The organism is Pandoraea sp. NPDC087047 (assembly GCF_044745225.1).
GTDB lineage: Bacteria > Pseudomonadota > Gammaproteobacteria > Burkholderiales > Burkholderiaceae > Pandoraea.
Window position 1 is genome coordinate 397,607 of record NZ_JBIUZU010000001.1, and the last position, 24,785, is coordinate 422,391.

The 24,785-nt window shown below is 64.9% G+C and carries 21 protein-coding genes; 17 read left to right on the plus strand and 4 right to left on the minus strand.

The genetic code is table 11. From position 1 onward, the window contains the following. Positions 1-10: 10 nt before the first annotated feature. Positions 11-1,042: a polysaccharide lyase gene (locus ACIPHM_RS01655; protein ID WP_400323823.1), complete on the minus strand. Its 1,032-nt coding sequence runs from the start codon at positions 1,040-1,042 to the stop codon at positions 11-13. A gap of 5 nt (positions 1,043-1,047) precedes the next feature. Further along, positions 1,048-1,944 (minus strand): LysR substrate-binding domain-containing protein, encoded by an 897-nt coding sequence (locus ACIPHM_RS01660; RefSeq protein ID WP_400323826.1) that lies wholly within the window; start codon positions 1,942-1,944, stop codon positions 1,048-1,050. Between the two features lie 252 nt (positions 1,945-2,196). Between ACIPHM_RS01660 and ACIPHM_RS01665 the strand changes: the two genes are divergently transcribed. The 17 genes from ACIPHM_RS01665 (at position 2,197) to ACIPHM_RS01745 (ending at position 22,013) form a co-directional block, all read left to right on the plus strand. Further along, entirely contained in the window at positions 2,197-3,096 is a 900-nt protein-coding gene (locus ACIPHM_RS01665; protein ID WP_400323829.1) for an ABC transporter permease, read from the plus strand. Next, positions 3,093-4,130 carry an ABC transporter ATP-binding protein gene (locus tag ACIPHM_RS01670; RefSeq protein ID WP_400323832.1) on the plus strand — a complete coding sequence of 346 codons (1,038 nt, stop codon included), beginning with the start codon at positions 3,093-3,095 and terminating at the stop codon, positions 4,128-4,130. The genes ACIPHM_RS01665 and ACIPHM_RS01670 overlap by 4 nt, the downstream gene beginning before the upstream one ends. 72 nt (positions 4,131-4,202) lie before the next feature. Further along, positions 4,203-5,330, plus strand: coding sequence for an extracellular solute-binding protein (locus tag ACIPHM_RS01675; RefSeq protein WP_400323835.1), 1,128 nt, complete (start codon positions 4,203-4,205; stop codon positions 5,328-5,330). A 146-nt stretch (positions 5,331-5,476) separates the two neighbouring features. Next, on the plus strand, positions 5,477-6,238 hold the full coding sequence (locus ACIPHM_RS01680) for an ABC transporter permease (protein WP_400324302.1): 762 nt from the start codon (positions 5,477-5,479) through the stop codon (positions 6,236-6,238). Then, entirely contained in the window at positions 6,216-6,788 is a 573-nt protein-coding gene (locus tag ACIPHM_RS01685) for a TIGR00725 family protein (protein ID WP_400323838.1), read from the plus strand. The genes ACIPHM_RS01680 and ACIPHM_RS01685 overlap by 23 nt, the downstream gene beginning before the upstream one ends. A gap of 96 nt (positions 6,789-6,884) precedes the next feature. Then, positions 6,885-8,093, plus strand: a complete 1,209-nt coding sequence (locus tag ACIPHM_RS01690) for a porin (RefSeq protein ID WP_400323841.1) — start codon at positions 6,885-6,887, stop codon at positions 8,091-8,093. Positions 8,094-8,412: 319 nt separating this feature from the next. Beyond that, entirely contained in the window at positions 8,413-9,168 is a 756-nt protein-coding gene (gene hutC / locus ACIPHM_RS01695) for a histidine utilization repressor (protein ID WP_400323844.1), read from the plus strand. A gap of 144 nt (positions 9,169-9,312) precedes the next feature. Next, positions 9,313-10,992: a urocanate hydratase gene (gene hutU / locus ACIPHM_RS01700; RefSeq protein WP_400323847.1), complete on the plus strand. Its 1,680-nt coding sequence runs from the start codon at positions 9,313-9,315 to the stop codon at positions 10,990-10,992. 48 nt (positions 10,993-11,040) lie between these two features. Beyond that, positions 11,041-12,573, plus strand: a complete 1,533-nt coding sequence (gene hutH, locus ACIPHM_RS01705) for a histidine ammonia-lyase (protein ID WP_400323850.1) — start codon at positions 11,041-11,043, stop codon at positions 12,571-12,573. Between the two features lie 185 nt (positions 12,574-12,758). Next, entirely contained in the window at positions 12,759-14,138 is a 1,380-nt protein-coding gene (locus tag ACIPHM_RS01710; protein ID WP_400323853.1) for an amino acid permease, read from the plus strand. A 7-nt stretch (positions 14,139-14,145) separates the two neighbouring features. Then, positions 14,146-15,363, plus strand: coding sequence for an imidazolonepropionase (hutI, locus tag ACIPHM_RS01715; protein WP_400323856.1), 1,218 nt, complete (start codon positions 14,146-14,148; stop codon positions 15,361-15,363). Between the two features lie 27 nt (positions 15,364-15,390). Further along, a complete protein-coding gene (hutG, locus tag ACIPHM_RS01720; protein WP_400323859.1) occupies positions 15,391-16,353 on the plus strand; it encodes a formimidoylglutamase in 963 nt (320 codons plus the stop codon). 510 nt (positions 16,354-16,863) lie between these two features. Then, the gene (locus tag ACIPHM_RS01725) at positions 16,864-17,826 is read left to right on the plus strand and encodes a LysR family transcriptional regulator (RefSeq protein WP_400323862.1); all 963 of its coding nucleotides are present in this window, start codon (positions 16,864-16,866) and stop codon (positions 17,824-17,826) included. A 92-nt stretch (positions 17,827-17,918) separates the two neighbouring features. Continuing rightward, on the plus strand, positions 17,919-18,923 hold the full coding sequence (locus ACIPHM_RS01730) for an ABC transporter substrate-binding protein (RefSeq protein ID WP_400323864.1): 1,005 nt from the start codon (positions 17,919-17,921) through the stop codon (positions 18,921-18,923). A gap of 68 nt (positions 18,924-18,991) precedes the next feature. Beyond that, positions 18,992-19,759, plus strand: a complete 768-nt coding sequence (locus ACIPHM_RS01735) for an ABC transporter permease (RefSeq protein WP_400323867.1) — start codon at positions 18,992-18,994, stop codon at positions 19,757-19,759. 71 nt (positions 19,760-19,830) lie between these two features. After that, positions 19,831-20,598, plus strand: a complete 768-nt coding sequence (locus tag ACIPHM_RS01740; protein ID WP_400324303.1) for an ABC transporter ATP-binding protein — start codon at positions 19,831-19,833, stop codon at positions 20,596-20,598. An 86-nt stretch (positions 20,599-20,684) separates the two neighbouring features. After that, the gene (locus tag ACIPHM_RS01745) at positions 20,685-22,013 is read left to right on the plus strand and encodes an NAD(P)/FAD-dependent oxidoreductase (RefSeq protein ID WP_400323870.1); all 1,329 of its coding nucleotides are present in this window, start codon (positions 20,685-20,687) and stop codon (positions 22,011-22,013) included. Positions 22,014-22,036: 23 nt separating this feature from the next. On the opposite strand, the gene ACIPHM_RS01750 is transcribed toward ACIPHM_RS01745, so the two are convergent. Then, entirely contained in the window at positions 22,037-23,428 is a 1,392-nt protein-coding gene (locus ACIPHM_RS01750; RefSeq protein ID WP_400323873.1) for a di-heme oxidoredictase family protein, read from the minus strand. After that, positions 23,416-24,783, minus strand: coding sequence for an ABC transporter substrate-binding protein (locus tag ACIPHM_RS01755; protein ID WP_400323876.1), 1,368 nt, complete (start codon positions 24,781-24,783; stop codon positions 23,416-23,418). The genes ACIPHM_RS01750 and ACIPHM_RS01755 overlap by 13 nt, the downstream gene beginning before the upstream one ends. Positions 24,784-24,785 lie beyond the last annotated feature (2 nt).

Genomic DNA, 24,785 nt, shown 5'->3' on the forward strand with positions numbered 1-24,785 from the left:
GTCCCGTTGCTCACCTGGGCGACGGGACGATGCCCTGCTTCGCCATCAGCGTCAGATTGCCGCCCATGCGCGGATCCTTGAACGGGCCGGCCGCATGCATCGCGTCAAAGCGTGCCGGATCCGGCGAGCGCAGGCGATAGAACTCGACCCAGCCGCTGGACGCCTTTGGCGTCGCCGTCTCCTGCACCGCACCGGACTGTTCGTTGAACCATGCCGGATCGCGGTAGCCGTCGGCCACCCGGCCCGCGAGGCGCGCCAGCGCCTCGGGGCGATAGGCATACCAGTCTTCCCCGCGAAGCCGCGCCAATTCCGCCATGAGGACGAGCGGCGCCGTCGCGTAGTCGTGGTAATGCAAAGCACGACGCTTGCGCGCCATCTCCATCGGAAGACTGCCATCCGGCTGAATCGCGTCGATCCCGGTGCGATAGATGCCTTGCGCGGTCTTGAGCAACGCATCGTCACGCGTGGCGACGGCCGTTGCCATGATGCCCACGCCCGTCCAGTAGTAGTGGTTGTTTCGCTTGTGCTTCGGGTTGTCCCAGTACGCGAGATTCGCGCTCGACAGACGACGCAACCACGATTCGATCGACGCGCGTTGCTGCGGCGTGGCCAACGCCTGCGTGCGCAGATACGCGAGCGCCACTGCGCCGTGCGTCCACTGACGCATGTAATCGGACTGGTCGTTGTTCACGTGCTCCATGCGCCCGAGCATCGCGCCGCTGTCGGCCCAGGCGTCGAGCCACGTCAACGTGCAGCGCGCGGCCGCCTCGTCGCCGTCCCTGGCATAGGCGTCGGCGGTCTTCGCGAGGTGCGCCGCGAAGTCGTTCAGCGGTTTGACGGCCGCCTCGTTTTGCGCCAGAAGCCGGGGGTCGATCACCGAACTGGCGGCGTCGGCGTAGTAGCCCATGGCGCGAATATCCGGGCTGCCGGGCGGGGGCGCGGGACATTCGCCCTGAGCGGCGAAAGCATGGGGATGAATCAGCATGGTGGCGACGAACCCTGCAATGGGGAGTAACCGGAAACCGCTACGTTTGTGTTGCATCTTCCTTATCCTTGGGACGCCTGCGCCAACATCCATTCCCGGAAGTGCCGCAAGGCAGTACGTTGTTGCAGCCGCTCTCGCGGATAACACAGGTAATGACCGTGGCGCGGCACGTCCACGCCCGCATCCACCGGCTCGACCAGACGTCCGGCCGTCACCGCCTCACGCGCCAGAAACGCCGGCACCAGCCCAACGCCCATGCCCGCTTCCGCCGCCTGAAGCAGCACAGAATACTGCTCGAAACGCGGGCCGGGACGCTGCGCGTGCGGCGCGACGTCGTAGCAAGTGGTCCACGTCCCCCAGACCTCTTCCGCCTGGTTGTGCACCAGCCTCGGCGCCTGGGCAATGTCGGCCACCGACTCGAGCGGGTAACGCGCGAGAAAGGATGGCGCACATACGGGCACGAAACGGCGTCCGTCCAGATACTCGCTCACCACGCCCTCCCACGTGCCGTCGCCGTAGCGCACGGCGGCGTCCAGCGTGAACGGAAACGGATCACCGTGGGCGAGATGGCGGCTGAAGCTCAGCGTCACGCCGGGCGTACTCGCCAGAAAATCCGGCAGACGCGGAATCAGCCACTTGGTGGTAAACGTCGGCACGCTGGCAATCGTCAGCAAATCGCTTTCCCCGCGTGAGGTCATCAATTCCAGCGAGGCATTGCCGATCTCGCGAAGCGGCTCCGCCACGCGATCATGATAGCGGCGTCCGGCCTCGGTAAGCACAAGGTGACGGCCTTCGCGCACGAACAGTTCGGTGCCCACCAACCCCTCCAGCGCTGCGATCTGGCGGCTTACGGCACTCGGGGTCAGGCCCAGCTCACGGGCGGCACGAGAAAAATTCAAGTGTCTCGCCGCGCTGGTAAAAGCGAGCAATTCGGCGATGTTGGGATAGCAATGGCGCATCTCGGAGGTAGGACAGACGTGGGTTTGCGTTCGATGGCGGCAACTCGCGACGATCCGGGATGGACTCGCCAACTGTTCCGTTTTCGCACAGCACGATGCCCGATTCGTGTGTTTTCTTCATGACGATGACATTTCAGACAACGAAACTCTCGCCCAACGTCGATATGGCTGTCCCCCCTTAGCCGCAAGGCCTTCAAGGACATCCGGTCGACCACCGCAATTTCGTAACCGTATGCCGCTCAGGTTTCCCCGATGTCCGACGTCCACGCCGACCGCCTTGCCCAAACTGTGCCGCCCCGGCACAGCCCAGCCCCTGCCGATGCAGGTGCCGCGGGGCGTTCGCAGCCGCGCCAGCGTACCGGTGTGCTGATCTGGATCGTGCGTGCCGTCGCCGCGCTGTTCCTGATCTATCTGGGCTTGCCGGTGCTCTTGCTGCTGGTGGGGGCGTTCGGTCAGACGTGGACCAACACGGTGCTGCCGACCGGTGTCACCGGTCACTGGTTCATGGACCTGGCCGGCGATCCGTCGTTCCGGCGCGCGTTCTCAACGAGCCTCATCGTTGCGCTGAGCTGCTGTGTGATGACCGCGCTAGTCGGTCTGCCGCTCGCCTACACGTTGCATCACCGCGCCCGCAGCGGACGCGGCGCGATTACGCGTGTGGTGACGCTGCTGCCGGTGGCCGTGCCCGCGCTGACGCTCGGCTTCGGCTATATCGCTGTCTTCAGCGGCGACACGCTGCCGTGGCTGGGCTCGCTCTGGCTGCTCGTGCTCGCCCACACCGTGCTCACGCTGCCGTACCTCACACAGACCCTGCTCGCCGACCTGCGTCATCTCGACATCGCCAAGCTCGAAGATTGCGCCGCCACGCTGGGCGCCTCGCCACTGCGTCAGTTTCTGACCATCGCCGTGCCGAATCTCACGCATAGCCTGGTAGCCGGACTCGTGATGGTCGCGGCGCTGTCCATCGGCGAATTCCAGATTTCCAATCTCATCGCGGGTTTCCGCTATCGCAACTATCCGGTGGTGTTGCTCCAGGCGTTCTACGGCGCAACCGGCTTCGCCTGCGCCGCCACCGTCGTACTGCTGGTGCTCGCGCTCGCCGCCACCGGCCTGTCGATCGTTGCCGCTTCCCGCCAGAAGGTCAGTTCATGAGTCTCACTCTCGAAAACGTCAGCTTCCGCTACGCCGGCGCCGCCCAGGGCCTCGACGGCGTCAGCCTGCAAGCGCGCCAGGGCGAATTGCTCGCCGTGATGGGCCGCAGCGGCTCGGGCAAGTCCACCGTGTTGCGACTGGTTGCCGGTCTGCTCGACGGCTATCTCGGACGCATCGCCATCGGCGGTGAAGACGTTGGGGGCGTGCCGGTGTGGCGTCGCCACGTTGGCATGGTGTTCCAGCAATACGCGCTGTTCCCGCACCTGAGCGTTGCCGATAACGTGGCCTATGGGCTACGCATGCGCGGGGTGAAGACGGCCGAGCGTCAACGTGCGGCACTCGACATGCTTGCCCGTGTCGGGTTGGCCGAGTTCGCGACGCGTCGTCCCACCTCGCTCTCCGGCGGTCAGCAGCAACGTGTGGCATTGGCCCGCGCGCTGGCCGTCTCCCCGCGCGTGCTGCTGCTCGACGAGCCGCTCGCCGCGCTTGACGCCGGTATCCGTCAGCAACTGCGCGACGAGATTCGCGCGCTGCAACAAGCGAGCGGCGCCACCACGCTCATCGTCACGCACGATCGCGACGAAGCGTTGAGTCTGGCCGACCGCGTGGCCGTCGTCGATAACGGACGCCTGTTGCAGATCGACACGCCGCAACGCCTGTACGACGCCCCGGCCTGCGCCACGGTCGCGAGCTTCACGGGATTGTCGACGGTGCTGCCTGCGCGCGTGGTGCGCCACGGCATGGTCGATACCGGCTTTGCCGAACTGCACGTGGACACCGGCGCGTGGCGTCCGGGCACGGCCGTCTCGCTGCTCGTGCGCCCCGAACACATTCAGTGCGATCCGCCGGTGAGCACCATCAATCGTCTGGACGGACACCCCGGCGCGGTGCGCTTTTTCGGCGCGACGTGCCGCTTCGATTTCCTGCCCGATGGCGCAACGACCCCGCTGCTCGGCGAAAACCGCACGCCAGCGTCGTTCGCCATCGCCCTGGACCCCGCGCATTTGCGCGTGCTGCCGCCGGTCGCCGGCTGAAATTGCCGAGAGATTGCCCCGATGCGACCCGCCACGAATTTCTTACCCCATGCCCCAGACGGAGCTATGTCGATGATTCACCCCGCCCCTTCCCTGCGCTCGCGTGCCCTGCCCGCACTGGCCACCCTCGCCGCTTCCTTTGCCCTGCTGACGGGTGCTGCCGGTTCGGCGTTCGCACAAGCTGGCGCCTCCGCCACGGCCGCAGCACCGCTCTACCCGGGCGAAGCCGAGCTGTACGCCAAGGCCGCCGAGGAAGGTCTGGTGGTGTCGTTCGACACCGGCCCCGAGTGGGCCAACTGGAAGGCGCTGTTCGCCGAATTCCGCAAGCGCTATCCAAAGGTCGAGATCACGTATAACGACATCGGCTCGGCCGCGACGGTCGTGGCGCTCGACAAGTCGCGCCGCCGTCCGCAAGCCGATACGGCCTATTACTTCGCAGGCTCGGCGCTCGACGCCGTGCAGAAAGATGTCGTCGCCCCGTTCAAGCCGATCAACTTCGACACGCTGCCGAAGGTCTTTCGCGACAACGACGGCCGCTGGTTCACGATCCACTCGCTCAATATCGCGTTCCTCGTGAACACCAAGCTGGTCAAGCATGTGCCGCAAACGTGGGCGGACTTGCTCAAGCCGGAGTACAGGAATTCCGTGGTGTATCTGGACCCGCGCTCGACCGGTCAGGGTCAGGTGGCAGTCTTCGCCGCCGCCTACGCGTTCGGTGGCAACGTCGACAACCCGAAGCCGGGCGCCGACTTCTTCGGCAAGCTGCGCGACGCCGGCAACGTGATGCGCGTGGAAGGCACCACACCGTACGCCAAGTTCGTCAAGGGCGAGATCCCGATTCTCATCGGCTATGAGAACGACGGCCTCAAGGCCAAGTACACCGACGGCATGGGCGACGCCGCACAGGTCGTGATTCCGAAGGACGCCAGTGTCTCGGCACCGTATGCGATCAGCCTGGTCAAGAACGGTCCGAATCCGGACGCCGCCAAGCTCTGGCTGAACCTCATCATGAGCCCGGTCGGCCAGTCGCTCTTCGCGCAAGGCTATGTGCGCCCGGCTGTGCCGGGCACGCCGTTCACGGCCGAGATGCGTGCCCGCATGCCGGACGCCCCCCAAGTCCACCCGCTCGACGTCGCCCGCGCCGCTGCGCAGAAGGCGCAAGTCGATCGTCTGTGGTCGGCTGCCGCGCTCGCCAAGTGAGTTCCGGCACCATGACGTCAGCGCGCGTATCGGCCAGTCCGGCCGAGCCTCTTGAGCCCCATCGGCCGCAATCCGCGCAGCGCGCCAAAGACGCGCCGCGCGGTTGGGTGCGCCGCTTCGGCGGCCTGCCCTCCGCGGTCGTGCTCATGCTCGGCTTCGGTTTGCCGCTCGCCGCGCTGGTCGCCGCCGCGTTCGACGGCAATGGCGCCGCCTTTTCGGCCATCGCCGTCGACCCGCTGGTGCGCGACGCTTTCATGGGCTCGCTCGCGCTGGCGCTCGGCGCAGGCACCGTGTCGTTGATCGTGGGGACGCTGATTGCCGTCACGCTCGCGCGTCAGACACCGAGCCGGCGCCGCGTCTGGCTCGCCGCCATGGGGGTACCGCTCGCGTTCTCGGGGCTGGTGATTGCCTACGGCTTCATTCTGGCGTTCGGCCGCTCGGGGTTCGTCACGATGACGCTCGCCTCGCTCGGCGCCGATCCGGTGCGTCTCGGCGCACTGATCTACACGGCGCCGGGGCTCGTGGCGGCCTACGCCTACTACCTGATCCCGCGCGTGGCGCTGATGGTGTATCCGGCCATCGCCAACCTCGACCGTCGCCCCATCGAAGCCGCGCTCACGCTGGGGGCAACGCCCCTGCGCGCGGTTATCGACGTAGCCCTGCGCGAACTCTGGCCGACGCTGGCCGCCGCGTGGTGTCTCGTCACCGCCATTGCCATGGGGACCTACGGCACGGCGCTCGCGCTGGCCGGTACCCAGATCAATATCCTGCCGTTGCTCATGTTCCTGAAGATGTCGGACGGGCAAACGGATTTTCCTCAAGCTGCCGCGCTGTCGCTCGTATTGATGGCGGTATGCAGCGGTGTGCTCGCTCTCGGAGAGTGTCTTGTACGGCGTCATCCTCAATGAGTGGTCGGCTTCGGCCCGCCTCGCACTCGATCAACTGGCGGCCCGCCAGGCAGGCCCGTCGCGGCATGTGACGCCTGTCGGCCTCATCGGCCCGCGCGAAGCCTCGCCCGCGCAACTCTATGCGGCGCAACGCATCGGCGAAGCGCTGGCTGCCGCGGGTATCGCGCTGGTGTGCGGCGGCAAGGGTGGCGTGATGGAAGCGGCGTCCGCCGGGGCGTCGTCTGCCGGCGGCATCGTGATCGGTCTGCTGCCCGAGGACCATGCCGGCGACGCCAATCCGCACCTGAGCGTGGCGCTGCCCACCGGGCTGGGCATCACGCGCAATGCCCTCATCGCTCGTGCATCGATATGCCTCGTCGCCGTGGGCGGCGGGCTCGGCACGCTCTCGGAAATCGCCCTCGGCCTGCAGTGGCGCAAACCGGTTTTTACCGTCCTCGATGCCCCGGCCGTGCCAGGCACCGAGAACTTCGACGATATCGACGCGCTGGTCGTGGCCGTTGCCACCTGGCTGAGCGTCACCGGACTTCCCGGAGGTGAAACCCACCGGTAAGTAACGCCGACAGTTTGGAAAACCCGCCCCACACCGGGGAACTGCCGGTGCGTTTTCGTGATGTTCCTGCAATGAAAATTTAGGATTACTAATATTATGAAACGTATTCTTCTCGCTGCACTCGGCCTTGGCGGTCTGGCCGGTTACATGGTTCCGGTCTACGCGCAAAGCAGCGTCACCCTGTACGGCATCGTCGATGCCGGCGTGGGTTACACGAGCGGCCAGCGCACGGCCAACTCGAAGGGTGGCGTCGGTGCACCAATCAACTATGTCAACGGTTCGACCTGGGGCTTCGCGAGCGGTACGTGGTCGGGTGACCGTTGGGGTCTGAAGGGCTCGGAAGATCTGGGTGGTGGCAACTCGGCCATTTTCCAGCTCGAAAACGGCTTCAACATCGGTAACGGCACGCTGGGTCAGGGCAGCCGCCTGTTCGGCCGTCAGGCATGGGTCGGTCTGCAAAGCGCCACGCTGGGCAAGCTCACGTTCGGCCGTCAGTACGATCCGATCGTCGACTTCGTCGGCCCGATCAGCGCAGGCACGTACGTGACCGGCATGGGCGCACATCCGGGCGATATCGACAACCAGGATAACCAGTCGCGCGTGAACAACTCGGTGAAGTGGGCAAGCCCGGTGTACGGCGGCTTCCAGTTCGGCGCGATCTACGGCTTCGGCGGTCAGCCGGGCAGCGTGAAGAACCAGAACACCTGGGGTGTCGGCGGCCAGTACGCCAGCGGCCCGGTCGCATTCGGCGTGGGCTACCTGCAGGCTACCAACGCCTACGGCACCTCGACGAGCACGTGGAGCGGTTCGTATGACGGCACGTTCGCGTCGTCGATCAACGAAGGCTTCGCCTCGGCCGCCAGCCAGCGCATCTTCTCCGCCGCCGGTTCCTACACGTTCGGCGCTACGCAAGTCGGTATTCAGTACGGCAACGTGCACTACACCCCGGGTGCCCTGTCGACGTTCGCCAGCGGCTTCACGTTCAACACCATCGGCACCAGCGTGGCGTACCAGTTGACCCCGGCCGTGCGTCTGGCTGCTGCGTACAACTTCACGCAGGGCAGCGACGTGAAGGGTTCGGGCGGTCCGAAGTACCACACGTTCAACGTGGCCACCTACTACGCCCTGTCGAAGCGCACGTCGCTTTACGGCCTGGTCGGTTACCAGAAGGCGTCGGGCAGCACGCTCGACACGTTCGGCAACGTTGTCTCGGCGACGGCTTCGGTCGGCGACGTGGGCAACGGCATCTCCTCCGCCACGTCGACGCAGACGATCGTGCGCGTGGGTATCCGTCAAACGTTCTAAGCGTCTTGAAGGATTGAAGTTGTAGTACGGCTGTACAGATGCGTCACGTTGTACTGCCCCCCGCCGCCCCACGGCGGGGGGCTTGAGCCTCACCTCGGGGACTTCGCGAGAACCGGAGTCGGCAAGCAACGTTGTGGACATGGTGTGGCGTTGCATGACGGACCGGCTCACCCTTGGGCACGCTTTCGCACACCCTTGGCATGGCCAGCCTCAAGCCGTGCAGTGCGCAGGCGTGCCGTTTTTTTCTCCTCTGACGCGGCGATTCGCTTATCCTTCAGGCTTTCCTACCCGCACATTCGTGACCGGAGAGCCTAACAAGGTGCCACGTCAAACCGCCCAGCCGACTGCTGAAACGCTCAACGAACAAGGGCTCGCGCCGCGCTATTTGCAGCTCAAGCAGTTCATCTGCCGTCAGATCGACAGTGGCGTGTGGCCGCCGCATCACCGCGTGCCGTCGGAAAACGAGCTCGTCGAGCAGTCCGGCGTGAGCCGCATGACGGTCAATCGCGCGCTGCGCGAGCTCACCGCCGAAGGCCGGCTCGTGCGCATGCAGGGCGTGGGAACGTTCGTGGCAGAGCCGAAATCGCACTCGCCGCTGCTCGCCGTCAACAACATTGCCGACGAGATCTCGGAACACGGACATCGCCATCGCGCTGAAGTGAAGCTGCTGCGCGAGGAACTGGCCGGTCCCGAACGCGCGCTCGCCATGGGCTTGCAGGAACGCGAGAAGCTGTTTCATTCGGTGATCGTGCACTATCAGGACAACGTGCCGGTGCAGATCGAAGACCGCTTCGTCAACCCGGCCCTCGCGCCGAACTATCTCGAGCAGGACTTCACCCGGCTCACACCCAATGCGTATCTTCAACGCACCTCGCCGCTCACGTCCGGCGAGCATGTCGTGGAAGCCGTGACCGCGACACCTGACGAAGCGCAGATGCTGCACATCCCGCGCAGCGAGCCTTGTCTGCTGATTCGTCGGCGAACGTGGTCGGGCAAGCGCGTCGTCTCGGTCGCCCGCCTGCTGCACCCCGGCTCGCGTCACCGGCTCGAAGGCCGCTTCGGCGACGCCGAGTGAGTTCGGGCGCGCTCGTCTCGCTTGTCTCCTGAGCCAGCACACGCCGGCCTGCGGCTAATGCCGTTCGTGAAAACCCTAGTTCTCGATGTCTTGTATATACAATACTGTACAAGTCATCATATGCACAGAACCAGAGGAATCACTGTGAGCCAATCCCCCCGATATCGCGATGTCACGATCCGCGCCCCGCGCGGCACGCAGCTCAATGCCCGAAGCTGGCTCACCGAAGCCCCGCTGCGCATGCTGATGAATAACCTGGACCCGGACGTCGCCGAAAATCCGAACGCTCTCGTGGTCTACGGCGGCATCGGACGCGCTGCGCGCAACTGGGAATGCTTCGACAAGATCGTCGAAACGCTCAAGACGCTCGGCGACGACGAAACGCTGCTCGTGCAGTCGGGCAAGCCCGTGGGCGTGTTCAAGACGCACGCCGATGCGCCGCGCGTGCTCATCGCCAACTCGAATCTGGTGCCGCACTGGGCCACGTGGGAGCACTTCAACGAGCTCGACGCCAAAGGGCTGGCCATGTACGGCCAGATGACCGCCGGTTCGTGGATCTACATCGGTAGCCAGGGCATCGTGCAAGGCACTTACGAGACGTTCGTGGAAGCGGGCCGTCAGCACTACAGCGGCAAGCTGAAGGGACGCTGGGTGCTCACCGCCGGTCTGGGCGGCATGGGCGGCGCGCAACCGCTCGCCGCCACGCTGGCCGGCGCCTGCTCGCTGAACATCGAATGCCAGCAGAGCAGCATCGACTTCCGTCTGCGCACGCGTTACGTCGACGAGCAAGCCACGGACCTCGACGACGCCCTCGCCCGCATCGCCAAATACACCGCGGCCGGTCAGGCCGTCTCTATCGCCCTGTGCGGCAACGCGGCCGAGATTCTGCCGGAGCTGGTGCGTCGCGGCGTGCGCCCGGACATGGTGACCGACCAGACCAGCGCGCATGACCCGCTCAACGGCTACCTGCCGATCGGCTGGACGTGGGACAGCTACCGCGAGCGTGCGCGCTCGAAGCCCGCCGAAGTCGTGAAGGCCGCCAAGCAGTCGATGGCCGTGCACGTCAAGGCCATGCTCGATTTCAAGGCGATGGGCGTGCCGACGTTCGACTACGGCAACAACATCCGCCAGATGGCCAAGGAAGAAGGCGTGCACAACGCGTTCGACTTCCCCGGCTTCGTGCCCGCTTACATTCGTCCGCTCTTCTGCCGTGGCGTCGGTCCGTTCCGCTGGGTAGCGCTCTCGGGCGATCCGCAAGACATCTACAAGACGGACGCGAAGGTCAAGGAACTGATCCCCGACGACGCCCACCTGCACCGCTGGCTCGACATGGCGCGCGAGCGCATCAGCTTCCAGGGCTTGCCCGCACGCATTTGCTGGGTCGGTCTCGGCCTGCGCGCGAAGCTCGGACTGGCGTTCAACGAAATGGTACGCTCGGGCGAGCTCTCGGCGCCGGTGGTGATCGGCCGCGACCATCTCGACTCCGGCTCGGTCGCCAGCCCCAATCGCGAAACGGAAGCCATGCGCGACGGCTCGGACGCCGTCTCGGACTGGCCGCTGCTCAACGCCCTGCTCAACACCGCCAGCGGCGCGACGTGGGTCTCGCTGCACCACGGCGGCGGCGTGGGCATGGGCTTCTCGCAGCACGCCGGCGTGGTGATCGTGTGCGACGGCACCGATGCCGCCGCGGCGCGCATCGCTCGCGTGCTGAACAACGATCCGGCGACCGGCGTCATGCGTCACGCCGATGCCGGTTACGACGTCGCCATCGATTGCGCCCGCGAGCATGGCCTGAACCTGCCGATGATGGGCACCGCAAAGTAAAGCAAGAGAAGACACCCCCCGACAATGTCGAATCAAGGAATTTCGTCCATGGCACAACTGTTCGTGACGCCCGGAACGCTCACGCTGGCGCAACTGCGCACCGTCTATCAAACCCCGACCACCCTCACGCTCGACGAGCAGGCCTATGCCGCCATCGACAACAGCGTGGCCTGCGTCGAAGGTATCGTGGCCGAAGGCCGCACGGCTTATGGCATCAACACCGGCTTCGGCTTGCTCGCCTCGACGCGCATCGCTCACGAAGACCTCGAAAACCTGCAGCGCTCGCTCGTGCTCTCACACGCCGCCGGTGTCGGCGCCCCGCTTGACGACGCCCTCGTGCGTCTCATCATGGTGCTCAAGATCAATAGCCTGGCGCGCGGCTTCTCGGGCATTCGCCGCAAGGTGATCGACGCGCTCGTCACGCTCGTGAACGCCGAGGTGTACCCGCGCATTCCGCTCAAAGGCTCGGTGGGCGCCTCAGGCGACCTCGCCCCGCTCGCGCACATGTCGCTGCTGTTGCTCGGCGAAGGTGAGGCACGCTATCGCGGTCAGTGGATGAACGCCCGCGAAGCCCTCGCCGTCGCCGGACTCGAACCGCTCACGCTCGCCGCCAAGGAAGGTCTGGCACTGCTTAACGGCACGCAAGTCTCGACCGCCTACGCACTGCGCGGTCTGTTCGAAGCGGAGGATATGTTCGCCGCCGCGAGCGTCTGCGGCGCCATGACGGTCGAAGCCATGCTCGGCTCGCGCGCCCCGTTCGACGCCCGCATTCACGCCGCTCGCGGCCAGCGCGGTCAGATCGACGCGGCAGCGCTCTACCGTCATCTGCTCGGCGAGACGAGTGAGGTCGGCCAGTCGCACGCCAATTGCGAGAAGGTGCAGGATCCGTACTCGCTGCGTTGCCAGCCGCAGGTCATGGGCGCGTGCCTCACGCAAATCCGTCAGGCGGCTGAGGTACTGGCCGTCGAAGCGAACGCCGTATCGGACAACCCGCTTGTGTTCTGGGAACAGGGCGACGTGATCTCCGGCGGCAACTTCCACGCCGAGCCGGTGGCGATGGCCGCGGACAATCTCGCGTTGGCGCTGGCCGAAATCGGCGCGCTGAGCGAGCGCCGCATCTCGCTGATGATGGACAAACACATGTCCCAATTGCCCGCGTTTCTCGTGGCCAATGGCGGCGTGAACTCCGGTTTCATGATTGCGCAGGTGACGGCCGCAGCCCTGGCATCCGACAATAAGGCCTTGGCACATCCCGCAAGCGTTGATAGTCTCCCGACCTCGGCCAACCAGGAAGACCACGTGTCGATGGCGCCCAATGCCGGCAAACGGCTTTGGGAGATGGCCGATAACGTCAAGGGCATTATTGCGATCGAATGGCTCGGGGCCTGTCAGGGCCTGGATTTCCGCGAAGGTGTGAAATCGACGCCGGCCCTCGAACGTGCCCGCGCACTGCTGCGCCAGTCGGTTCCGTTCTACGATAAGGATCGCTATTTCGCCCCGGACATCGAGGGCGCAAGCGAACTCATCGCACAGCGGCACCTGAGTGCCCTCGTGCCCGCCGGTACCTTGCCGAGCATTTGAGTCACGTCCGATTTCCGCCTTGCCGGGGCGAAACGAACAGTGATTCGCGCGCCGGCGCTGCGACGTAGCGGGATGCCCTTCGTGTGCCGACCCACCGGTTCGCCGGTCGATTCAGCACGCGTACAACCCGATTTCACCCGCCGCCCGCAAACGCGGGCTGGCGCATCACGCCTTCAGGAGACAGCTTGAAAAACCTGCAACGCAATCTGAGTGCGCGGCACATCCGCTTCCTGGCCCTCGGTTCCGCCATCGGCACCGGCCTGTTCTACGGTTCGGCCTCGGCCATTCAACTCGCCGGCCCCGCCGTGATCCTCGCCTATATCGTGGGCGGCGCGGCCGTCTACATGGTGATGCGAGCGCTTGGCGAAATGGTCGTGCGTCAGCCGGTATCCGGATCGTTCGGCCGCTATGCGCGCGACAACCTCGGGCCGCTGGCCGGGTTTCTCACGGGGTGGACGTACATTCTGGAGATGGTCATCGTCTGCCTTGCCGACGTAACGGCCTTCGGTATCTATATGGGCTTCTGGTTCCCGGACGTTCCCCAATGGATCTGGGTGCTCGGCATCGTGATGGTGATCTGCGCCCTGAATCTCTGCAACGTCAAGGTTTACGGCGAGATGGAGTTCTGGCTGGCGCTGGTGAAGATTGTCGCCATCGTGGCGATGATCGTGGGCGGGGCCGTCATTCTGTTTGCCGGGGTGCAACTGCATAACGAACATGCGCCGGCGGTGAGCAATCTGTGGTCGCACGGCGGATTCCTGCCAAACGGCTGGGGCGGACTGGCCGCATCGCTGGCGGTGGTGATGTTCGCATACGGCGGCATCGAGATCATCGGCATTACGGGCGGCGAAGCGAAGCATCCCGAGAAGGTGATCCCGCGCGCGATCAACGCCGTGCCGCTGCGCATCTTGCTGTTCTACGTGCTCACGATGTGCGTGCTCATGACGATCTTCCCGTGGACCGGCATTGGCTCCCAGGGCAGCCCGTTCGTGCAGATCTTCTCGGGTCTGGGTATCAAGTCGGCCGCCGCCATTCTCAATCTGATCGTGATTTCCGCCGCGATCTCGGCCATCAACAGCAATATCTTCGGCGCGGGTCGCATGATGTTCGGCATGGCCGAGCATGGTCAGGCCCCGGCGGTTTTCTCGGCGACATCGCGCCATGGCGTGCCCTGGGTCACCGTGCTCGTGATGACGGCCGCGCTGCTCGGCGGTGTGGTGCTCAACTACCTGATTCCGGAAGGCGTGTTCCTGATTATCGCTTCGATCGCCACGTTCGCCACGGTATGGGTGTGGCTGATGATCCTGCTCTCGCAGGTCGCGATGCGCCGCCGTCTGTCGGCTGACGAAGTCGCTGCGCTCAAGTTCAAGGTGCCGCTATGGCCGGTCGGCCCGGCGCTGGCCATCGCCTTCATGGGCTTCGTGATCGGTGTGTTGGGCTATATGGAAGACACGCGTGTCGCGCTCTATGTCGGCGCTGGCTGGATCGTGCTGATGTCGATGGCGTATCAGTTCGGCGTCAAACCCAAGGAAGCGCAACTGCGCAACCAAATGCGTCTGGAATAAGCCACCCATGAAACATACCTACTGGAAGCACTGCCATGTCGCAACGATGCGCGACGGCCGCTACCACGCTATCGAAGATGCCGTGATCGTGACGAACGGCAAGCGGATCGAGTGGGTTGGCCCGCGCGGCGAGCGCCCGGCCTCGGGCGCGGACGAGTGTATCGATCTGCAAGGGGCGTGGGTCACGCCCGGTCTGATCGATTGTCATACGCATCTGGTGTTCGGCGGCAATCGCAGTCTCGAGTTCGAGCAGCGCCTGCAAGGCGTGAGCTACGCCGAGATTTCGGCGGCGGGCGGTGGCATCAAGCACACGGTGCGGCACACGCGAGACGCCACGGAGGACGCACTCTTCGCGTCGGCGCGCAAGCGGCTGCTGGCGTTGATGCGCGACGGCGTGACGACGGTCGAGATCAAGTCGGGCTACGGGCTCGATCTGAACAGCGAGCGCAAGATGCTGCGTGTAGCCCGTCGGCTCGGGGAGACGCTGCCGGTCACGGTGAAGACGACGTGTCTGGCCGCCCACACGGTGCCCTCGGAGTTCGCGGGCAAGGCGGACGAGTATGTGAATTACGTCTGCGCCGAGATTCTGCCCACGCTCGCCGAGGAACGATTGGTGGACGCCGTCGATGCCTTCTGCGAGACGATTGCCTTCACCCCGGCGCAGGTGATGCGCGTGCTGCTGCGCGCGCAAAAGCTGAGGCTGCCGGTGAAGCTGCACGCCGAGCAGCTCTCGCCGCTCGGCGGTTCGAGCCTGGCAGCGGAGCTGGGGGCATTGTCGGCAGATCACCTGGAATACATGAGCGCCGAAGACGCCGCGGCAATGGGCCGCGCGGGCACGGTTGCGGTACTGCTGCCGGGCGCCTTCCACATGTTGCAGGAGACGCGCCGCCCGCCGGTCGATCTGCTACGGCGTCATGGCGTGGACATTGCGGTGGCGTCGGATCTGAACCCCGGCACCTCGCCCGCCCTATCGTTGCGTCTGATGCTCAACATGGCCTGCACGCTTTTCGGACTGACGCCGGAGGAGGCGCTCGCGGGCGTTACGCGAAATGCCGCGAAAGCACTCGGCATGCTCGACACGCACGGCACGATTGAAACGGGCAAGACGGCCGACTTCGTGGCGTGGGAAATCGACCGTCCCGCGGAATTGGCCTATTGGCTTGGCGGTGAGCTCCCCTCGCGCACGGTGCGCAACGGTGAGTGGCGCGACCTTCCGAGCGTCTGACACATCCGGCGAAGAGGAGACATTGGCATGGCAACGCAACTGAAGCCGGTATCGGAGGACACGCCGGTCTGGCAAGGCCGCACGGATACGGGGGAGCGAGGCGACACTCGCCGTCTTTTCAACGTGGTGCGGCGGATCGATCCGGGCACGGAGGTCTCGTCCGGCAGCGCCCCGGTCCTTCTCGGTTTTGCCTGCGACGCAGGCGTCAAACGCAATCAGGGACGCGTCGGCGCCGCCGAAGGCCCGCAAGCGATCCGACGCGCCCTCGCGAACCTGCCGGCACACGACATTGCCTGTCTGTATGACGCAGGTGACGTCACCTGCGACGGCGATGCCCTCGAAGCCTCGCAGCAGACGCTCGCCGACGCGGTGCACCGTCAACTCGATGCCGGGGCACAACCGGTGGTGCTTGGCGGCGGACACGAGATCGCATGGGGCACGTGGCAGGGTTTGCGCGCGCATCTCGACGCTCAGGGCGACCGCTCGCGTGTGCTGATCCTGAATCTGGACGCGCATTTCGACTTGCGCACGGCCCGCCCGGGTACGTCAGGCACGCCGTTCGATCAGATCGCTCAGGCTTGCGAGTCGGCGGGACTGCCGTTCGACTATGCCTGTCTGGGCGTAAGCCGGTTGAGCAATACGGTGTCGTTGTTCGAACGCGCCAACGCGCTGAAGGTGACGTATGTCGAAGACATCGATATGCAGGACCGTCATCTGGACGAGCGCCTCGCGCAAATCGATGCCCTGATGGCGGATGTGGCTCACGTCTATCTGACGATCGATCTGGACGTGCTACCGGCCCCGGTGATGCCCGGGGTGTCGGCGCCCGCCGCATACGGTGTGCCGATCTCGGTCGTCGAAGCCATCGTCACGCACGTTCGCCGCTCCGGCAAACTGCGTGTTGCCGATATAGCGGAGTACAACCCCCGCTTCGATCCTCAAGGCACCGGTGCACGTGTGGCCGCTCGGCTCGCTTATCGGCTGCTCTGATCGTTTCACCGTTTTTTCCGGGGCGTAATTTTTTACGCCCCGGATTCTGTCTGGGCGATTCACTTTTCTCCCTTCTCCCTTCTCCCTTCTCCCTTCTCCCTTTTCTCCCTTCTCCCCCGCCTCACCCACTTCACCCCCGCCTCACCCACTTCACCCCCCCCTCAGTCAGACGGACCGGGGCCCCTTTCCGCCTCTCAGACATAGACCCAACTCGATTCAGAAAGGGGCCCCGGTCCGTCTCTCTCAATTCCCTCGTCCCCTCAACAGAAACCCTCTCGCCCCACCTTCGATACTCCACGTTTCATCTGCCAAGACATTTGGCTCCCATTCCCGCTTTTAACACCTCTGGATTCTCATGCCCTAATACCAAGTATTAGTTTTACTTAACTTTGTTTTGTTTTTTCCCTCCTCGTCCCTACAATCCACAGAAATTCTTATACCAATTCACCGCGATACATCAGGAAGGCAATTCCGCCCCCGATTCGCGCCACCCGGAATGGAGACTCGCCGATGAAAAAGCGCGCAGACCTCGACGTCAGATCGTTGCGGATCTTCGAGGCCGTGGCGTCAGCCGGTAGCCTCTCAGGCGCCGCCGAAACGCTCGGCGTCACGCAATCGGCCATCTCTCAAGCAATCGCGCAAATCGAACAGACGGTCGGCACGCGTGTGCTCGATCGCTCGCGCCGCCCTCTCAAGCTCACCCCGGCAGGTCTGGCCCTCTCTCGCCATGCCCGCCAGATCGTGGACGACATGGACCGCCTCATCGCTCAGGTGCAAGACGCCGATGTCGCCAGCCGCGCCGCCGTCCGTGTCGGCATGATCGATTCGTTCGCCGCGACGGTGGGCCCCTCCATCGTGCGGCAAATGTCGGGGAGCACGAGCGAACTGCTGCTCTGGTCGGGGCTCGCGAACGGACACGCGCAGGCGTTGCTCGCCCGGCAACTGGATCTGATCGTGACGAGCGATCCGATGCACGACATGGAGCGCCTGGTGCGCCGGCCGATTTTCACGGAACCGTTCATTGTGGTGGTGCCGAAAACGCGCGAGGCGGAGCTCGCGCAAGCGGATCTGAGCGAGTTGATCCGCTCGATGCCGCTGATTCGTTTTTCCGGACGCTCCCACTTCGGTGCCGTGATCGAGCGCCATTTGCGCCGCACCGGACACTCGCCGCGTATGCACCTGGAAATCGATACGTCGGATGTGGTGATGTCGATGGTCGCCGCCGAGGTCGGTTTCACGATCGCGACGCCGCTCTGTCTGTTGCAAGGCCGCGCCTCGCTCCCGCAAGTCGCCGCCCTGCCACTGCCCGGCCCCGCGCTCTCGCGAACGATTTATCAGGTGTCGCGCGAAGGCGAGGTCTCGGAGATGGCATCGCAATGTTTTCTCGCCGGTCGTCTCGCACTCGCCCAGGAGGCTTTTCCGGAACTGCGCCGGATCATGCCCTGGCTAGGCGAACGGCTGGCACTGTGCTGAACCACCGCCCGGGGCGCCGGGCCAGATGATTTTCACCTGAAGCGCGCCCATCGTTCAACGCGAATAACACATAGCCTACAAAGGAGACACGCATGAACCTCTCACGACGCAAATTCCTCCACACGAGTGCCGCCATGTCGGCCGCTGCCGCCGCCGGTGGTCTGTCCCTGCCGGGCATCGCCCGCGCAGCAGATGCCACCACGGTGCAGTACGGCGGCTCGGCCTGGCTCGGGCACTATCCGGCTTATCTGGCGATGAAGTCCGGCGCGTTCTCGAGCGCCGGCATCGATCAGCAGTGGCAATCGTTCGGCACGTCGTCGGCTCGCATGAGCGCGGTGCTCTCGGGCGGCATCGATATCGCCTGCACAGGCATTGTGTCGGCCCTCGCGCTGATGGCACGCGGCTCGAAGCACTTTTCTATCGTCGCAGTACCGGAGAGTTTCGGTCGCGTGGAAGGCCTGTTCGTGCGGGACGGCGTGAATTCGCTGCAAGACCTGAAGGGCAAGAAGCTGGGCGTAACGTTCGCATCGAGCGCGCATCTGCTGGTGCTCGATCTGCTGGGCAGCGCCGGTCTGTCGAATGATGTGACGGTGCTCAATGTCCCCGCGCCCGAGATCCCCGGTGCGATTCAGTCGGGTCAGATCGACGCCGCAGCCGCCTGGACGCCACAGTTCAACCGCATTCGCGCAATGTCGGGCATGAAGCTGCTGGCCGACGACACGCAGTTCTCGCTCTACAAGAAGTACAACGTGACGCCGGGTCCGGACGTGCTGATCGTGCGCAACGCCTGGGCGGAGAAGAACGGTGACACGGTTCGCAAGTATCTGAAGGTGTATTTCGACGCTTGCCAGACGCTGCGCGACAAGCCGGATGAGGCCGCGCGCTTGCTGGTCCCGCTGACGGGCATGTCGGCGCTGGATCAAATCGAGACGATCAAGGGCGCGGAGTGGTACAGCCTCGCCCAGCAAACGCAATTGCTCAAGTCTCCGGGCAGTTATGTGGACGGTCTGCAACGTCTGGCTGAAATGCTGGTGACGTACAAGCAGATCGACAAGGCGCCGCAGGTGCGCCAGTGGATCAACACGTCGTATCTGTAAGCATCCGCGCGCCGGTACGCACCCGATTGACCCGATGACGTACCGGCACACGCTTGAGGAGTCTGATTGTGAATCATCGTCAACCGTCCCGCGCCACGCTGCTGGGTGTGGGATTTGCCTCCGTGGTGGTGTTCCTGCTGGCGTGGGAAGCCGCCTGCCGCAGCGGGATCATCGATCCCCTGTTCCTGCCGCCGCCGTCTGCCGTGGGCGAACGTATCGTCTCGATGCTGGCCGACGGCACGCTGCTCTCGAATGTGCTGGCGTCTACCCGGCGGGTGATGACGGGCTTTATCGCCGCCACGGTCGTGGCGATTCCGCTGGGCATCGTGCTGGGCACGTCGAGCTACGCCCGCGCGGCGTTCGACCCGATTCTGTCGTTCTTGCGCCCGCTGCCGTCGATGAGCTGGATTCCGCTCTCGCTGCTGTGGTTCGGTATCTCGGAAACGCAGAAGTACAGCATTGTGTTCATGGGGACGTTCGCCCCGGCGCTGGTCTATGTGATCGAGGCCACGCGCAATGTCGATCCGCTGCTCGTTCGTGCAGCGAAGAATCTGGGCGCGAGCAACTGGCAGGTCATGCGTGAGGTGATTCTGCCCGCGAGCCTGCCGCAGATTCTCTCGGGTCTGAAGATCATTCTCGGGCTTTCGTGGACGTGCGTGATCTCGGCCGAACTCGTGGCGGCACGTGAAGGGCTGGGCTTCCTCATCATGAACGGCAAGGAGTTTTTCCAGACGGAAGTCGTTGTGCTGGGCATGGTGATGATCAGCGTCACGGTGCTGGTGACGGATATCGTATTTCGCGCTATCGAGCGCAAGGTGTTGAGGTGGCAAGCATGAACGATCGCATCGATTCTCACGCCGGCATGCCGGCGGCGCACGGCACGACGTGCGCCGACAACACGCAGACGATGATCGCCATCGACGGTGTATCGAAGCGCTATGGCGACTTTCAGGCGCTTGAGCGGGTGGATATGAATATCGCGCGCGGCGAATTCGTGGTGCTGCTCGGCGCGTCGGGCTGCGGCAAGTCGACGCTGCTCAATCTGATCACCGGTTTCGACGACCCGACAACGGGCCAGATCCGCGTGAACGGCCGCGAGGTCAAGGGCATCGATCCGCACTGCGGCATGGTGTTCCAGCAGTACGCGCTGTTCCCTTGGCTGAGCGTGCTGGATAACGTGGCGTTCGGGCTGAAGATGAAGGGCATTGACCGCGCCACGCGCTATGCCACGGCCCGGCGCTATATCGAGATGGTGGGCCTGAAGGGCTTCGAGGATCGCTATCCGAAGGCGCTCTCGGGCGGCATGCGTCAGCGCGTGTCGATTGCCCGCGTGCTCGCCAACGACCCGGACGTCATTCTGCTCGACGAACCGTTCGCCGCGCTCGACGCGATGACGCGTCAGGTGCTGCAGGAGGAGCTGCTCCAGATTTATCAGAAGAGCGGCAAGACGATCGTCTTCATTACGCACTCGATCGACGAGGCGCTGATGCTCTCGACGCGTATGGTCATCATGAGCGCGCGTCCGGGCCGGGTGGCCTGCGATCTGCCGAACGATCTGCCCATGCCGCGCGACGCACAGGTCCAGCTCTCGCCGCGCTACAACGAACTCAAGTCACAAATCTGGAGCACCGTGCAAACCGAGGTGATGCGCAGTCTGGAGAGTCAGGCAGCGTAGGTCTGCCGAGGCGCCGACAGCATTCGCAACGCTCGCGACATTCGCAATATTCGCGGTATCCGATAAGCCCCCGCATCTCTATCGTCATGTCCAATCACGTCACTTCCCCCCGCGCTTCGCGGGACACTTTTCCCGCTTACCAGGCGGGTGCCGGCTGGAACGCTCTGCTGCCGGCTCGCATGCCGCACACGCGGGCGCCGGTGGAGCGCAGTTTCGACGTCATCGTCATCGGTGCGGGGTTCACCGGGCTGGCGGCGGCGCGCCGCATCGCGGAACTGCGTCCCGATGCGTCGGTACTGGTAATCGACGCAACCACCGTCGGCAACGGCTCGGCGGGACGCAACTCGGGCTTCCTCATCAACTTGCCGCACAACACCGGCATGGGCGGCCACGGCAGTCCGGTGGAGATCGCGCGCAAGCAGATCCGGCTGTATGACATCGGCCTGAAGTGGCTTCACGAACTCGTTACCACGCACGGCATCGATTGCGGCTGGAACCCGGTCGGCAAGTACCACGCGGCCGCCACGCCCGAGGGCGAGCAGCGGCTACGCGACACGCTGGCGCAATACCGCGAGTGGGGTGTGACCTACCGGGAACTGTCGCGCGACGCGCTGCGCAACGAGATCGGCACGGACTATTACGGCTACGGCTATCACTCGGACAACAATGTCTTCGTGCAACCGGCTGCGCTCGTGCGCGGACTGGCGGACAGTCTGCCCGCCAACGTCCGGCTCTGGGAGAACGAGCCTGTCGTGTCGCTAAACGGCACCGGGCCCTTCACGGTAACGACGGCAACAGCAGAACTGCGTGCCGCGCAGGTCGTCGTCGCCAACAACGGGTTCGCCAGCAAACTCGGGCTCGCGCGGGACCGCGTGTTCACGATCTACACGTATGCCGCGATGACCCCCGTGCTCTGCGCCGACGAATTGGCCAAGCTCGGCCCGGCTCGCGAGTGGGGCGTGATCCCCGCCAACCGGCTCGGCACGACGTTGCGCAAAACGCTCGGCGGCCGCTTCGTCGTGCGCAGCGCCTATTCGTATGAGAAGGAGCGCCCGATGGCGGACGTCGGCGCCATGCTCACCGACGCCTATCAACGCCGCTATCCGCACCTGGCTTCGCATAAGTTCGAGCATGTCTGGGGCGGGGTGACGGCGCTCACGCGTAACGGCGCGCTGTACTTCGGCGAAGTGCGCAAAGGGCTGTTTACCTCGCTGGGATGCAATGGCGCCGGCGTGCTCAAAGGCAGCATGTTCGGCAAGCTGCTCGGCGAGATGGCCTGCGGCCAACAGTCCCCCGAACTAGCGGATGCGCTGGGTTTCGAACGGCCCACGTGGCTGCCGCCCGAGCCGATCCGCCGGGTGGCCATCGTATCGGCAATTCAGTATCAGAAGCACCGCGCGGGGCTGGAGCGGTAACCCCATCGCTGCGATCATGGCGATCACAGCGACACGAGGAAGCGCAGCAAATCGGCACGGGCTTGCGGCGTCATCGCGCGAAATCTTTCGCGCGAGACCTGCGCTTCGCCGCCGTGCCAGAGAATGGCTTCCTGCAAGGTGCGAGCGCGTCCATCGTGCAGGTAGGCGGCTTCCGGGTTGACCAGCGCACTCAGGCCCAATCCCCATAGCGGCGGCGTGCGCCAGTCGCGTGGCCCCGCGAGGAAGTCGGGACGCCCATCGGCAAGCCCCGGCCCCATGTCGTGCAGGAGCATATCGGTGTATGGCGCAATCTCGCGATTCGCCATCGCGCGCAGCGGTGGGAATGCGCCGGTGCGCATCTTGGGGACGTGGCACGCAGCGCAACCGGCTTGACCGAAATGCTGCTCACCGCGTCTGACTTGCGGTTCGTCGACGTCTCGCCGTGCCGGGACTTCAAGCGTGCGCTGGAAGTACTCGATGGCGTCGAGTTGCGCCGTGGTGAGATCCGGTTCGCCGTCGGTCGGCGCAGCACGACATGCGGTTTGCACGGACGGGCACGACTTCTTCGGGAACACCGGTGATGTAATGCCGAGGTCTCCCACGAACGCGCTCGCGATCTGCTGCCGGATCGACGGCTGATTGGCCTTCCACCCGAAGCGCCCGACCACCTGCCGCTTCGCGCTCACATCCCACACGCGATTGACGCGACCGCGCACGCCATCCGGCAAGCGGCGCGCCGCCAACGCGTGAAGCGTGGCGTCATCTACGGCTTCGAGCCAGCCCAGACCATAGACGGGTGAGCCGACACGCACCGACGTCATCGTGCCGTGTTCCAATGGACCGAATGCGAGCTCACTCACGCGCAGATGGGGCACGCGCAATTGCACCGTCTCGCCCCCCACCAACGTCTCGCTGCGCGCCGTGTAGTGGATACGCACCTGCCCTTCTGCCGGCACGCCGGGGATTGCCTTGTCACCCAATTGATCGCCGTAATGCGGATGCTCGCGCGGTGCGCCTGTCGCGGTCTTTCCCGGCACGCTCAGGCGTACCAGCAGTCCGCGAGGCGCCTCGTCGGGGCGGAGCGGTGCATTGCCGCGCCCGAACTTCACATGGCACGCGATACATGAGATCTGGTTGTAGACGGGACCAAGCCCCGCGATGCGGCGATCTGACGATGGGTAGACGACCCAACTCTGCCGGAACAGCGACCGCCCCTGCGCGAACGTCGCGAGAGACGCGTCGTCATCGACCACGAACGCCATCGGCTGACCGAAGGCCTCGCGCGTGACCGATGTCACCGATGTCACCGATGTAGCAGGCGTGGCAGCGGTCTGCGCGAGCGCGTCGAACCCCATCCCGCTGGCGACGACGATCGTCGTCAGCCACGCCTGCCACGGCAGCGTCAATCCGGGCATCGCGCACCCTCGGCAAGCCACTGACGCACCTGCACGGCACGACCGTCCAGCACCTGCGCCCAACGCGCTTCAAACGCATCGGCCTGCGCCTTGGCCGCCGGATCGTGACGCCTGCGGTCAAACGTCTTGCGCAGTTCAGGGTCTGACGCGGTCGCGGCGTCGATGGGTGGCAGCGCCAGCCATGCGCGCGCCTTGGCGAGACATTGCGGATCCGTCGCAACATGAACACCGTGAGCTTTGCCATCCTCCTGCCCGGCAAGCGTTTGCCAACGAGTCCACAACTCGGTCAGGGCCGCCTTGCGCCGGGTCACGAACACGTCGAACAGGGCGTTGTCCAGTGCATAACGGGCAAGGCCGAGCGTTTCCTCGTAAGTGACGTCGGCCGTTGCCGCATTGGCGGCAAACGGGTCGTAAGTCCCCATCGGAGCGTCGCGATACACGCTGGGGCGAACGGGCAGCTTGCGCACGTCCGGCGCGAACAGCAGGCGTTGCCCCTCCTCCGACAACACGAATGTGACGAATTCGCGCGCGGCGTCGAGATGGGGCGTATCGCGCAAGATGCCGATATGCGCTGGCGAATAGCCCGTTCCCGGCGGATAGACGAACGCCAGCGGCGCGCCATTGGCAATTGCCGAACTGGCGAAGAAGTCGATCGTCACGGCCACGGACAACGGCGCTCGCATGCCCTGCGACAAACTCGCAAAAGCGCCGCCCGTCTCGGCAAACACGAAATTCGGCGCAGCTTCGCTGAGCAACGCCCATCCTTCATTCCAGCCTTGCGATTGCAGCATCACGTCGAGCAGTGTCGGCGCGAAGCCGACGCGACTGGGCACGGGAAACAGGAGGTGGCCCCGGTAGCGCGCCAGCGCAAGGTCTCGCCATGTGGCCGGCGCAGGCAAGCCCTGGCGCGCCAACGCGGCGGGATCGACCATGAAACCGAACCCCGCGATCTCGGACGCCACGAAGCGTCCATCCGGATCGGATATCCGGAACTTGCCAACGTGAGACGGCAAGCCGCTCAGATCGACGTCGAGCTTGCGCAGCGAACCCTCCTCGCCAAGATCCGCAAAGTTGCGCACGGCCGGCGACCAGTACACGTCGACGCCCCCTTGCGCCGGCCCTTGCAGGTAATCGTAGGCGTCGCGATGCTGACGCCACAGAATCCGCAAGGCAATTTCCGGATGACGGCGCTCGAATGCACGCTCGAATGTCGCCACGACCTCTTCCGGATAACTCGTCAGGACCGTGAGCGTCTCGCGCGGCGCCGAGACGACGCCACCCGACACGACAGCCAGGACCAGCGCTGCCGTCACGCGAATTCGCCCCCCCCACGACAGACTTCCTTTTTCCCGCATTG